Raw genomic sequence first — 12,186 nt, 5'->3', positions numbered from 1 at the left:
AGCGGCTATGCGCTGACGGGTACGGATGCAAGCAATTACAACGTGGTGCAGCCGGGCAGCGTGACGGCCACCATCCACAAGGCCGACCTGATTCTGTCCGGCGGCAAGACCTATGACGGCAGCACTGCGGTGGCGGGCGGCACGCTGACGGCCACGGGCGTCGCGGGACAGACCTTCAGCGTCGGCGGCGCCGGCGATGCCAGCAATCTGGCCAGCAAGAACGTGCAAACGGGTTCGGCGCTGGACAGCACCACCGGCCTCGTGCTGGGCAGCAGCGGCAATGGCGGCTTGTCTGGCAACTACAATGCGCTCGGCACGGCCGGCAGCAGCTATACGGTGACGGCCAAAGGCATCACTTTGACCGGCATCGGCGCCATGGACAAAACCTATGACGCGACGACGACGGCGGCCCTGAATACGGCCAATGTGGCGTATTCCGGCATGATGGCAGGGGATCAGCTCGCTTTGGCAGGGCGGGGTATCGGCAGCTTTGCCAGCAAGGATGCCGGTGCGAACAAGGCGGTCAGCGTCTCCGGTTTCAGTTTGGGCGGGGCTGACGCCGGCAACTACGTCGTCACGCAGCCGACAGGCTTGAGCGCCACCATCAGCAAGGCCGAGCTGTCGCTGGCGGGCTTATCTATCGCAGACAAGGTCTACGATGCCACGACTGCGGCGGCGATGAACGGCACCGCCAGTCTTTCCGGTGTCATGCTGGGCGACAGCGTCTCGCTGAGTGGCACGCGCACTGCCAGGTTCGCCGATAAACATGTCGGCGCCAACAAATCCGTGACCATCAGCGGCTACGCGCTGAGCGGCGCGGACGCCGGCAACTACCATATCGTCGATGGCAAGGTGCTGACCGCCAGCATTACGCCCGCATCGATGACGGTCAGCGGCATCACGGCGGCCGACAAGGTGTATGACGCCACCACCACGGGGGCCACGGTCTATACGGGCAATGCCATGCTGGCGGGCAAGTTCGCTTCGGATGTGATCACGCTGGCCGCGACCGGCCAGTTCGCTGACGCGGCCGCCGGCGACGGCAAGGCCGTTGATCTGCACACTGTTTATGGCGGGGCCGATGCCGGCAATTACATCATTACCGGACAAGCGCGCGCCTTTGCCAGCATCAAGGCCGCGCCTGTCGTCACGCCCGTCACGCCGGACGTGAAGGTCAACGCCACGCAGCTGCAGCAGATCCAGAGCGCGGTAACGCAAGTGCAGTCGTCCGTCTTGCCGCCGCAGGCATTGGCGCAGCCGCAGGCATTGAACCTGTCCACGACACTCGTGGTGCAGCGGAGCGGCGAAGCCGGGCGTGCGCAAGAAGCGGCCGGCGCGCCGCTGCTCAACACCACGACAGGATTCGGCACGCCTGCGCCGATGCTGCACATTCAAAATGGCGGCATACAGTTGCCGCTCGTCGCCACCAGCATCACAGAATAAGAACCACATGACCACCCTATTCAAGCAACCCATGTTGATGAAGCCCCTGTACGCCGCCTTGTTGCTGGTGCCACTCGATGCCTATGCCGCCGATCCGCAAACGACGCCGAATGCGGGATCCATCTTGCAACAATTGCAACCGGCGCTTCCTGCCGCCGCGAAGCCGAATGCGCCGACGCTCGAGGTAAAACCGAAGAGCGATGCCGGCTTGCCGCCGTCGCCGCCGATTCAGGTGACGGCGCTGCGCATCACCGGCCATACCGCGTTTTCCACCGAGACGCTGCATGCGCTGCTTGCCGACCAGGAAGGTAAAAGCCTGACCTTGCCACAACTCGACGAGCTGGCCGGGCGCATCACGGCCTATTACCAGGAGCGTGGATTTCCACTGTCGCGCGCCATCATTCCCGTCCAGTCGATTACCGGCGGCGTCATCTTGATTCAGGTCGTCGAGGCGCACTACGGCAAAGTCCGGCTCAACAACCGCAGCGAAGTCGGCGACGCCTTGCTCCAGGCCAGCCTGGCGCCGCTCAGCGGCGGGCAATTGATCGCCGATGCCGACCTCGATCATGCCTTGCTGCTGCTGTCCGATGTGCCGGGCGTGGGCGTGAATGCGGTTCTCAAACCGGGCTCGGCGGTCGGTACGGCCGATATGGATGTCGAGGCCCGCTACGTCAGGGTTCCCCTGGCGAACATTTCGCTGGACAATTACGGCAGCCGCTACATCGGGCGCACTCGCCTGAGCGGCAACTTTAATATCGTCAACCCGTTTCATCATGGCGATATCCTGAGCGCTAACCTCGTCAGCACGGGCGAGGGCATGAACTATGGCCGGCTGGGATACGACACCTTGCTCAACGGCCAGGGAACCCGGATCGGTGGCGCGTATTCGGCATTGCATTACAAGCTGGGCAGCACCGCCAGGGCGCTCGATGCGAATGGTACTGCCAGGGTGGCCAGCCTGTGGGCGAAACAGCCATTGATACGCAGCAAGCAATTCAACGTTTATGCGCAATTGCAATACGATGCCAAAAATCTGCGCGATCATATCGATGTCAGCGGCCTGCGTACCGACCGGCATTTGCATAACTGGATCGCGAGCGTGAACGGCGATCTGCGCGACGGCCTGCTGGGCGGCGGCATGAGCATTGCCAGTCTGGGCTGGACCAGCGGGCGTGGCGGCTTCGATAATGGATCGGCGGCGGCAGCCGATGCCGCTACCGCCCGCACCGGCGGCGGCTTTTCCAAGTGGAATGCGAATATCGCCCGTTTGCAGTGGCTGACGCCGCGCGACTCGCTGTACCTCAACTTCAGTGGGCAATGGGCCGATGGCAATCTTGATTCTGCCGAAAAAATGACTGCCGGCGGCCCGTACACTGTCCGCGCCTATGACAGCGGCGCACTATCCGGCGACACCGGCTATGTGGGCACGGTGGAAATGCGCCATGACCTGGGGGCGATGCCGTTCGGGAAATGGCAAGTGCTGGCGTTTGTTGACAGTGCCCATGTCAAGGTCAACCGCCATCCCTGGACCCGGGCGGAGAATAGCGCGACCCTGTCCGGCGCCGGTGTCGGCCTGAACTGGGCCGGCCCCGGCCAGTGGCGCGCCAGCGTTTCCGTGGCAACGCGCCTGGGGGCGGTGCCGTCCATGCTGGCCAGGCCGTCGTCGGTGCGCGCGTGGCTGGTCGCGGGCAAGGGTTTCTGATTTTTTGGGCCTTGCCGATCTGGTAAGATAGGCAAGCTAATGGCCGCCGCCTGGGCCGGCGGATTCATCCGGCGGCCTTCTTACGCTCCCCGAACAAACTGTCCCCATGGATCATCAAACAGCCAGCATTGCCTTGTCCCTTACACAGTTATGCATTTCGGCGACGATGATAGGCGTCTATTTTGCCGCACCCACCGAGCGTTATACGCGGCTGTGGGCCCTGTCCGGGGTGCTGACCGCTGCAGGAATGACCATCATCATACTCAACGCTTTCCGCCCGCCAGGCTTGCTGTTAATGGTGGGAAATACTGCATTGTTTTCTGGCTGTGTCGTCGTGTGGGTCGGGCTGAGAGCTTTTTTTGGGAAACCCATCAGCCGCTGGGCATATTTTCTTGTCGCCTTGTTTGCATGTTTATATTTTCTATTAATAGAAAATAAAGCGGAGTTTTCCTCCCGTGCCTGCCTCAGCAGCGCCAGCCTGGTTCTGGTTTTTATACTGTGCCTGCAAACGTTATTGGCACGTAATCCTGAAGCCGCTTCCGGCAAGCTTGGCTATGCCCGCGAAATGGCAATTGCCGGTTTATTGATGCTGATTGCTGCGCATGTATTGCGCCTCGGCGTTTTACTCTGCAAACCTGCAACCGTCAGTGCCGCATTGCTGTCCCAGATTAATATCATCACCGTTTATCTGGTACCGCTCGCCGGCACCTTGTTATTTTTCCCGGCCTTGCTGCTGCTGTATTTTGAGCGCATCAAGCATCAACTATTGCTGTCATTGGAAGCCAAGCAGGAAGCGCTGGAAAATCAGACACGCTTCGTGCAGATGTTTTCGCACGAATACCGTACGCCGCTGGCTGTCATCCGCACCAATCTGGATATTCTGCAAAATAAAGATCAGTCCAGCGGCCGGCACTTCGCTGCCAACCTCGAAAAAATGCAGCGCGCGGTATTGCGGCTGCTGGAAGTGGCAGAAACCGCACTGCAAAGGGATCAGCATCATGACGGGAAAGCGGATATCGTCTGCGAACCGATTCTCATGCCGGACTTTCTGCGCAGTGTCATCGAAGAAGCCAGCGACTTCTGGAGCGAGCGTGCGCCGCAACTGGAATTGACGTATGCGCAAGCGATCGTTTTTCATGGAGACCGCAAGCTGCTGAAGACTGCACTGTTGAATCTGCTCGATAATGCGATCAAATATGGGCCGAAACAGGGGCTGGTCAGTATTCAATTGCGGAAAAATAATGCTGCATTGTTCCTCACGGTAGACGACAATGGCACCGGTATTCCAGAACATGAGCTCGATCTGGTCTATGGCAAGTATTTCCGTGGCAGCCGCACCGGTTTCATCGCCGGCAGCGGCATCGGCCTGTATCTGGTACGGCGCATCATTGCGCAACATGCGGGCAGCATATTTCTGGCGAATCGTCCTGGCGGCGGCACTTCAGCGACGATCACCTTACCATTGCCGATAGAGGAGGCGCAAAGCGGTGCCATCGAATATTAGAGTGTTATTGGTCGAAGATGATGAGGATTTGCGCGATAGCGTGGTGGAATGGCTGGAACTGAATGGCATGCATATCATCGCCGTCCGCAATGCGGCCGAGTTTTATCAGGCTTTGCCGAAATGCGATTGTCAGATAGCCGTGATCGATGTCGGCCTGCCGGATCAGGATGGTTACGTGCTGGCCGAATATGTGCGAGCCAATACCAATATGGGCATCATCATCCTGACCGCCCGCAGCGCGATAGACGACAAGCTCAAAGGTTATCGCTCTGGCGCAGACCATTACCTGGTCAAGCCCGTGGATTGCCGCGAATTGTCGGCGGTAATCGCCAGCATGGCGCAGCGGGTCAAGAAAGCGGGCGTGGAAGTGCCGGAAATCCCGGACCGGTGGACTGTCTTTTCTACGCAGTGGGAACTGCATCTGGCCCAGGATGTTCAGGTGGCGCTGAGTCTGAAGGAATTGATGTTTCTCGAATTGCTGGCAAGCAGGCCTGGTCTGCCGGTACAAAAAAAGACGATTTTGAGCAAGCTGTATCAGCGCGATGACTACCATAGCGGCCGCTCGCTCGATTCATTGGTGCGCCGTCTGCGTGCCAAAATCGTCAGCCGGACCGGCGTCGATATCCCCATCCGTACCGTGCATTCAGTCGGATACTGCTTCGCTGGCGAGATCGCCCTGGTGGAGGGGGAACCCGCGCAATGCTCATAGCCGGAATGCGGCACCGTGGGCCATTAATGACCGATTATTCGCCGATTAATAGCCGATTCTTGGCCGATTAATGTCCCATGAGTGGCTTCGGGGCATACAGCGCGCCCTGAAATTCCGGTACGTATTCATATTTCATCAGCTTCCCCAGCTTTAATGATTTGATATAGCTGGAAAAGCTGCCGTCGCCCAGTTTCAGGTCGACCGCTTCCGCGCTCGTGCTCGATGCGTGGCTGAGCTGGCGGGAAACGGCATAGCCGTAAGTGAGCTTGCCGGCGCCATCCTTGTTGGTGAAGCTGTTCGTTACCAGCTCGGCCTGGTGCGACAGGCCGCCCAGTTTTTTGCCCGCAAAAACAAAATCGAGCTTGCCCGTTGCGCTGTCCATGACCTCGAAGGCAACGTGACCTTCAGTATCCTTGCGCTCGATACCGGTCAGCCACTTGGGCAGATTGTAGCCAACGATGCCGCGCACCCTGGCCAGTTCCGTGTTCACGGGCAGCTTAAGCACATAGCCCCAGAAATCGTTGGACAGCGATTGCCCCAGCAAGGTGAAAGGGCCGAAACTGGTGGTGCCGGGCTTGTTCGTCGTCACGATCGCCAATGAAATTTCATTGTAGCTGTCGTTGTCACAGTATTCATAGGCGTAGGCCGTCAACGCCACCGCGCCCCGGCCCGGCCACACTTGCAGGGGCTGGACTTCCCGCAAAATTTCTTCCGGCATCAGCTCCTTCAGTCTCGCCAGGTCTGCCGTAAAGACAGCCGTGATTTTGCTGTTTTTATAATAAAAATTCGGCGAATACGATTCGAAGCCGATGGCGACCTTTTCTTTTTGAATCCCCTTGAACCAGCTCAGGTCCAGCTCCGGCGCTTCCGCCGCAATCACCGATAACGGCGGATTCGAGCGAAAGCGGTCGTACAGGCCGCCGGCCGCCACCGGCACGTCATGGCCGGCGATATCAATGACGACTTGCTTGTTTTCGGCAGGATTGTCAGCCCACGACGGGGCTGCGGCGGTACTCCATAGCAATGCGGATACAGCCACGGCAATTTTCATGTTCATTTCTTGCACCTTTCGTGTTGGATTGGAATCAATTCAGCGACAAGCCGCCGGGCGCCAGCCTGCTCATCCGGCGGCGATACTGCCAATTCCTGACTTTGGTTTCCAGTTGCTGCATCAGCAGCGCCGGGGCAGGGGCCACATCGGGCCTGGTTTGCTTGCCCTGGCTCAAACGCCGCAGCTGATACTTCACCATCGCCATATAGCCGATCGACGACAGCACCTTGTTTTTCCAGGTGATGGCCCTGAGCATGGGGCTGGCCGACCGGTCGGAAAGCCATGCTTTCGGCAGCTGCGGATCGATGGCCAGCGCCGTCCCCATGCCCGCCATGGCAATGCCGCTGCCCAGCACTTGCTCGACCACCTGGTAGCGGCGTATGCCGCCCGTCACCATGAGGGGCATCGTGGCCACGGTGGCGATGTCTTTGGCGAATTCCAGGAAATACGCTTCGCGGGCCAGGGTGCGGCCGTCGCGGGTCTGGCCGTGCATGGCGGGGGCTTCATAGCTGCCGCCAGACAACTCAATCAGGTCCACGCCCAGGCTGTTGAGCATGGAAACCACCTGCCTGGCGTCCTCCTGCGTGAAGCCGCCTTTCTGGAAATCCGCCGAGTTGAGCTTGACGGCGACGGCAAAGCCCTTGCCCACGGCCTGCCGCACCCCGTTGACGACGTCGACCAGCAGCCGTGCCCGGTTCTCGAGCGAGCCGCCCCAGCGGTCCGTGCGTCTATTCGTCAGAGGGGAGAGGAACTGGCTGAGCAGGTAGCCGTGCGCCGCATGGATTTGCACGCCCGTAAAACCGAACCGTTCCGCCAGCCGGGCGCTGGCGACAAAGCGTTGTTTCACATCGGCAATATCGGCTTCCGTCATCTCGCGTGGCGCGGCAAACTGCTTGGAAAAATTGCCCAGCTCCATGGGCACGGCCGATGGCGCCATGGTTTCCTGTCCCATGGCGGCCGGCATCTGGCGTCCCGGGTGGTTGATCTGCATCCAGATGTGCGCCCCGCGTGAACGGGCGGTGCGCGACCACTGCTCGAAGCGGGCGCCAGATTGCCCGGAATCGAGCACGACGCCGCCCGGTCCCGTCATGGCGCGCCGGTCGATCATCACGTTTCCAGTGATCATCAGGCCAACGCCGCCATCGGCCCACGATTGGTACAGGCGGATCAGTTCCTTTGAGGGCGCGTGATCGTTGTCGGCCATGTTTTCTTCCATGGCGGCCTTGGCAAGGCGGTTTGGTATGATTGCGCCATTGGGCAATGTCAGTGCGGTAAAGGGTTTCATGCTGATCTCCAGGGTTGCGATACGCTCACGATAAGCTTTAAGCTAACTTGAAGGTCAAGCCCTGAAATGCGATTTTTTTTTGCCTGTGTCCCGTTCGCGACACGGGTTCGCGCACATGCCGCCATCCGCCGCTTGACATTCAAGCTGGCTTCAAGCTTATAGTGATGCACGGCCTATAGATCAGGCCGCGATGGCAAGCCACGATAAATGAGCAGGAATACAACGATGAAAATAGGCGAACTGGCCAAGCGCAGCGGCCTGGCGGCGTCCACGATACGCTTCTACGAAGCCAAGGGCTTGCTGAAAGCCGTGGACCGGCAATCGAACGGCTACCGCGACTATCCGCTGGAAGCGGTGGCGGTACTGTCCATCATCACCGACGCCCAGCAGGCGGGCTTTACGCTCGACGAAATCAAGCAAGTCTTGCCGGAGGATATTTCATCATGGAAACATGATGAGCTGATGGTGGCGCTGAAAAAGAAGATCGCCGATATCGAATCGCTGGAAGTGCGCCTGGCGCAGAACAAGGCGCATCTGTTGTCGCTGATTCATTTGATCGATGCCAAACCCGAGGATCTCGACTGCAAGGATAATGCGGCGAGGGTCATGGAAAGCATGGGCATTGTTGCCAAGAATTAAAGACGGCGGCCGGCCAGGCTGCCCGCCGCGTCAGAAATCCACGGCGGCCGACAGTTGCACCGTGCGGGGCGCCGATTGCGACACCGTGCCGTACGAAGCCACGCCGGCCCAGTAGTGGCGGTCGAATGCGTTCATCAGCCCGCCGCGCAAGGTCGTCGCCTTGCCGGCGATGGCCGTGCGGTAGCGCAGGCCCAGGTCCACCTTGGTCCACGACGGCACCGATTGCAGATTCGTCTGGTCGACAAACTGTTTACTCGTGTAGCTGACGGCGCCCGTGGCCGTCAGGCCCGGCCAGTACGGCAAATCCCATTCACCGCCCAGGTTGGCCATGGACGTCGGCACGCCCACGGGGCGCTTGCCCATGGTGGCGGCGCTGTTGGTTTTGACGAGCCGTCCGTCGAGCAGGGTCACGCCGGCAAGCAGGCGCACGGCCTTGCTGGCGGCGCCGGACAGGTTCAGCTCCAGGCCCCGGTTGCGCTGTTCGCTATCCATGCTGTACACCTTGCCATACAGCTGGCCGCTGGGTTTGCTCACCTGGAACACGGCCAGGGTCGCCAGCACCACGCCGAAATCGGTCTTCGTGCCCACCTCATACTGCTTGCTCTTGTAGGGCGCGAAGACCTGGCCCGCGTTGTCGGCGATGTTCGGCGCGATATCGCCCTTGCTCAAGCCCTCGATATAGTTCGCGTACAGCGACACGTGGCGCAACGGCTTGACGACGATGCCGGCCAGCGGCGTCAGCGCACCTTGCTTGTAATGCGTGGTGAGGGCGCCGCTGGCGGCGTGGTAGTTCTTCGATTCGACCAGCTGGCGGCGCACGCCCAGGGTCAGCTGGACGCGCCGGTCCAGCATGTCCAGCGTGTCGGCCACGGCCAGGCTGGAAAGGGTGGAGGCGGATAGCTTCGGCGCGCGGGCCGGCGCGGGAACGCCGGTGTCGGCCACGGCCACGGGATGGTAGATATTTGAGGTGATGAGCTTGCCGGAATTGCTCACGCTGCCAAATTCGTCGCGGTAGACATTGCCCATCACGACCAGCGCATGCTCGACGCCGCCCGTGCGAAAGCGCGCGCGCACGCCCGTGTCTCCGCTGGCGCGCCGCACGCGGAATTTCCAGTTCATGGGCGTGACCGTCATGTCGCCCGCCGCGCTGGTGATGGTCGGCGTCTGGTCCGAATAGCGCGACACGTCGGAGCGCGTGCCGCCCACGTCGGCGAAGACGGCAAGGTTGTCGTTCAGGTCGTACTCGACCTTGCCCAAGGTGGCCAGGTCGTTGGACTTCCACCAGCCCCAGGACTGGGCGATATTGCGCCGGCCATCGGGCGCTGCCGGCACGGGCAGGCGCGCGCTAACCAGGAAGGGGCGCGTGGGTGCGTCGATCCACTGGTATTGCTCGATCACGTCAAGCGAGGCGCGCAGCCGCTGGCCCTGGTAATCGAGCGCGACGGCCGCCACTTCCGCGCGCGAGCTTTGGTGGTCGAGCGGCGTCTTGCCCTGGCGGTGCAAGCCGTTGAAGCGGATGCCGAAGCGCCGCTCCTCGCCGAAGCGGCGGCTGACGTCGATGCCGGCGCCCAGCTGCGCGCTGGAACCGTAATCGAAGGTCAATCGCGTCAGGTCGCGCGGCAGCGAACGTTTCGGCACGGCGTTGACGACGCCGCCCACGCCGCCATTCGGCGACATGCCGTAGAGCAAGGCAGCCGGCCCCTTGAGCACCTCGACGCTTTGCAGGTATTCCGTAAATAGATGGTAATTGGGCGACACGCCATACACGCCGTCGAACGCCACTTCGCTCAAATTGCCTTCGTTCAGGGGAAAGCCGCGGATGAAGAAGGAATCCGTGACGCCGCCGATCTGGCCCGTGAAGCGCGTGGACGGGTCGCCGCCCAGCACCTCGGCCAGGGTCAGCGCCTGCTGGTCCAGCATGCGCTGGCTGGTGTAGCTGTTGACGCTGAAGGGCGTATCAAGCAAGTCCTTTTCGCCCAGCATGCCGGCCCGCGCGCTCTTGGCGATCTGTCCGCCCGCATTGGCCTCGGCCTGGCCCGTGACGACCACGGTGGCCAGCGCGTTCGGCGTGCCGGCAAGCGTTTGCGCCAGCGCGCACGGAGGGACGCTGGCAAGCAGCAGGCCGGCAAGGATCAGGCGGGCGGCGAGGGGATGGTGGGCAAAGGCTGGAGCGGGGCGTAAGGTCGGCATCGATGGCATGGGCGCAAGGTTATAAGAAGAAAAACTGTGCGCACTATACTATAAATGAGAATCATTACGTTTTGTATTTTACCAAATGACACGCCGGCGTGCCGATGGCTTGGGCTGCCGTGGGGGATTGTTTGGTTTTCTCCGGGGCATCATTTGTGGCGCCGCTGTCGTTCAACCTTAAAGATATCGCCAGGTGATTTTACAAGCAGAGATCGCTACACGCTGATCGGTCCCGCCACACTCAACGGTGTTACCCCCGAGGCATGAATGGTCCGAGTTGCATGCAATTAGCCGAGAGACGGTTTAATAACCTAAAGAAAATTTAGTCGACGGAAAAGCAACGAGCCCATGGCCATGTAAATCATGTTCTCTGACACGTCAATGCGCTGTTCATAGTCACGTACCAGTCCTGGTCGATGGTGATCCTATCGGTTTTACACAAGCGCGCCTGACGGAACGCGACTCGGTTCTGGTTCTGCCAGGAAGTAGCCGCATGGCCTCGGTGTCTGGTAACGTCCTGAATTACCTCGTAGGATGCGGGCTAAGCCAGAAACACATGCTGATCCTGTCCGCCGCCGTGGCCGCGTACTTCATGTACCAGCAGCACAAGGCGGCCAACGTGCTGAACGATCGTTATCCGATGGCGTACAAGAGCTAGGTCGAATCGAGAATTCTTGCTAACATTGAATCTCATTTCTTAGGGGAAACAATGAGCGGCGCAGCAGAAACCACGTATTACACGAATGACAGGGTAACCGTCACAAATGCCCGTTTCATGGTCGATGGCGAAACGCATGCAATAAGTGGCATTACATCGGTCAAGCTTGAGGTGAAAAAGCCGAATAGGATATTGCCAGCGGCGCTCATAATTTTTGAATTATTGGCGCTCACAAGTGGCAAGAACTTGGCAACTCTGTCTATCTGGCACTGGGCCATTATCTTGCTTCCAGGGCTAATTTGGATGTGCTTTCAACGAACGCACTATACGGTCACGCTTGCCAGCGCGTCCGGGGAGCATCGGGCCTTGAAAAGCAAGGTAAAGCCGTTCGTGAGCGAGGTGGTCGAAGCGATAAATCAAGCTATTGTCCGTCGAGCATAGAAAAGGGCCCGCAGATCGCGGGCCTTTTTACATGATGGCGTGCATGGCCAGGCGGGCATGCCATGGGCGGGACGGGCGATCCTTGATTGCGTCGAACAGGCCATGCAACTTCGCATGGCGCACCTTGGCGGCCACATCGTAGCCGCGCACGTAGTTGGCGAAGGCTCGTGGGCTGAGGTGTAGCGGCGCGACGGATGCCACCCAGTCATACAAATCGTCCTCAATGACGACAATCTCTCCGAAGAGGTCGATTGCTGGCTGGCGTAGCTGGTAGGAAAAATAAGCTGCTGGCGGCTTCGGCTTGCGGCGGGTTGTTGTCTTTTTCATTCGGATATAATCCCCGGCGCCTCGGGGCTGCAATGCGGGGAATAGAGGGGTGTTTGGCGTTTTACATAATTTCGTAAAAAGCTAGACTTTTTCGAGGAACTGCATGTACTGCTTTGATTCTGCACTCTTTTAGTTATTTTACATAATATAAATTATGCGAAGTTATGGACGAATTCGTCAAATGCCCCTTTTTGCAACTTGTACAATCGCAAATGCGATTTTAGCCCTTTGCGCATC

10 protein-coding genes and 1 pseudogene are annotated in these 12,186 nt (G+C 59.7%); 6 read left to right on the top strand and 5 right to left on the bottom strand.

The annotated features are described in order from the left end of the window. Positions 1-42: 42 nt before the first annotated feature. The 4 genes from ACQVLG_RS23660 (at position 43) to ACQVLG_RS23645 (ending at position 5,358) form a co-directional block, all read left to right on the top strand. Positions 43-1,443: a YDG domain-containing protein gene (locus tag ACQVLG_RS23660; protein WP_474291243.1), complete on the top strand. Its 1,401-nt coding sequence runs from the start codon at positions 43-45 to the stop codon at positions 1,441-1,443. A 7-nt stretch (positions 1,444-1,450) separates the two neighbouring features. Beyond that, complete coding sequence (locus ACQVLG_RS23655) at positions 1,451-3,145, top strand: ShlB/FhaC/HecB family hemolysin secretion/activation protein (protein ID WP_474291242.1); 1,695 nt, start codon at positions 1,451-1,453, stop codon at positions 3,143-3,145. Positions 3,146-3,251: 106 nt separating this feature from the next. Further along, positions 3,252-4,649 carry a sensor histidine kinase gene (locus ACQVLG_RS23650; RefSeq protein WP_474291241.1) on the top strand — a complete coding sequence of 466 codons (1,398 nt, stop codon included), beginning with the start codon at positions 3,252-3,254 and terminating at the stop codon, positions 4,647-4,649. Between the two features lie 7 nt (positions 4,650-4,656). Then, positions 4,657-5,358, top strand: a complete 702-nt coding sequence (locus tag ACQVLG_RS23645; RefSeq protein ID WP_474291240.1) for a response regulator transcription factor — start codon at positions 4,657-4,659, stop codon at positions 5,356-5,358. Positions 5,359-5,425: 67 nt separating this feature from the next. Here ACQVLG_RS23645 and ACQVLG_RS23640 read toward each other — a convergent pair whose 3' ends face one another. Beyond that, positions 5,426-6,415, bottom strand: coding sequence for an acetoacetate decarboxylase (ADC) (locus tag ACQVLG_RS23640; RefSeq protein ID WP_474291239.1), 990 nt, complete (start codon positions 6,413-6,415; stop codon positions 5,426-5,428). 28 nt (positions 6,416-6,443) lie between these two features. Beyond that, complete coding sequence (locus ACQVLG_RS23635; protein WP_474291238.1) at positions 6,444-7,694, bottom strand: NADH:flavin oxidoreductase/NADH oxidase family protein; 1,251 nt, start codon at positions 7,692-7,694, stop codon at positions 6,444-6,446. Between the two features lie 225 nt (positions 7,695-7,919). On the opposite strand from ACQVLG_RS23635, the gene ACQVLG_RS23630 reads away from it, so the two are divergent. Continuing rightward, on the top strand, positions 7,920-8,333 hold the full coding sequence (locus tag ACQVLG_RS23630) for a MerR family transcriptional regulator (protein ID WP_474291237.1): 414 nt from the start codon (positions 7,920-7,922) through the stop codon (positions 8,331-8,333). A gap of 30 nt (positions 8,334-8,363) precedes the next feature. On the opposite strand, the gene ACQVLG_RS23625 is transcribed toward ACQVLG_RS23630, so the two are convergent. Continuing rightward, on the bottom strand, positions 8,364-10,523 hold the full coding sequence (locus ACQVLG_RS23625) for a TonB-dependent receptor (protein ID WP_474291236.1): 2,160 nt from the start codon (positions 10,521-10,523) through the stop codon (positions 8,364-8,366). A 311-nt stretch (positions 10,524-10,834) separates the two neighbouring features. Continuing rightward, positions 10,835-10,930 (bottom strand): annotated as a pseudogene (locus tag ACQVLG_RS23620) (IS5/IS1182 family transposase); the annotation flags it as partial. A 302-nt stretch (positions 10,931-11,232) separates the two neighbouring features. Here ACQVLG_RS23620 and ACQVLG_RS23615 point away from each other — a divergent pair. Further along, positions 11,233-11,622, top strand: coding sequence for a DUF6232 family protein (locus ACQVLG_RS23615; RefSeq protein ID WP_251348731.1), 390 nt, complete (start codon positions 11,233-11,235; stop codon positions 11,620-11,622). Between the two features lie 27 nt (positions 11,623-11,649). Here ACQVLG_RS23615 and ACQVLG_RS23610 read toward each other — a convergent pair whose 3' ends face one another. After that, positions 11,650-11,949: a hypothetical protein gene (locus ACQVLG_RS23610; RefSeq protein WP_474291235.1), complete on the bottom strand. Its 300-nt coding sequence runs from the start codon at positions 11,947-11,949 to the stop codon at positions 11,650-11,652. Between the last annotated feature and the right edge of the window lie 237 nt (positions 11,950-12,186).

Source organism: Janthinobacterium sp. TPC_1 (genome assembly GCF_056037845.1).
Note: the sequence above shows the minus strand (reverse complement) of the source record. Positions and strands in the feature narration are given on the sequence as shown.

Excerpts from the sequence above, each read along its gene's own strand:
- ACQVLG_RS23655 (WP_474291242.1), top strand. The coding sequence starts at position 1,451 with ATGACCACCCTATTCAAGCAACCCATGTTGATGAAGCCCCTGTACGCC.
- ACQVLG_RS23650 (WP_474291241.1), top strand. The coding sequence starts at position 3,252 with ATGGATCATCAAACAGCCAGCATTGCCTTGTCCCTTACACAGTTATGC.
- ACQVLG_RS23640 (WP_474291239.1), bottom strand. The coding sequence starts at position 6,415 with ATGAACATGAAAATTGCCGTGGCTGTATCCGCATTGCTATGGAGTACC.
- ACQVLG_RS23635 (WP_474291238.1), bottom strand. The coding sequence starts at position 7,694 with ATGAAACCCTTTACCGCACTGACATTGCCCAATGGCGCAATCATACCA.
- ACQVLG_RS23630 (WP_474291237.1), top strand. The coding sequence starts at position 7,920 with ATGAAAATAGGCGAACTGGCCAAGCGCAGCGGCCTGGCGGCGTCCACG.
- ACQVLG_RS23625 (WP_474291236.1), bottom strand. The coding sequence starts at position 10,523 with ATGCCGACCTTACGCCCCGCTCCAGCCTTTGCCCACCATCCCCTCGCC.
- ACQVLG_RS23615 (WP_251348731.1), top strand. The coding sequence starts at position 11,233 with ATGAGCGGCGCAGCAGAAACCACGTATTACACGAATGACAGGGTAACC.
- ACQVLG_RS23610 (WP_474291235.1), bottom strand. The coding sequence starts at position 11,949 with ATGAAAAAGACAACAACCCGCCGCAAGCCGAAGCCGCCAGCAGCTTAT.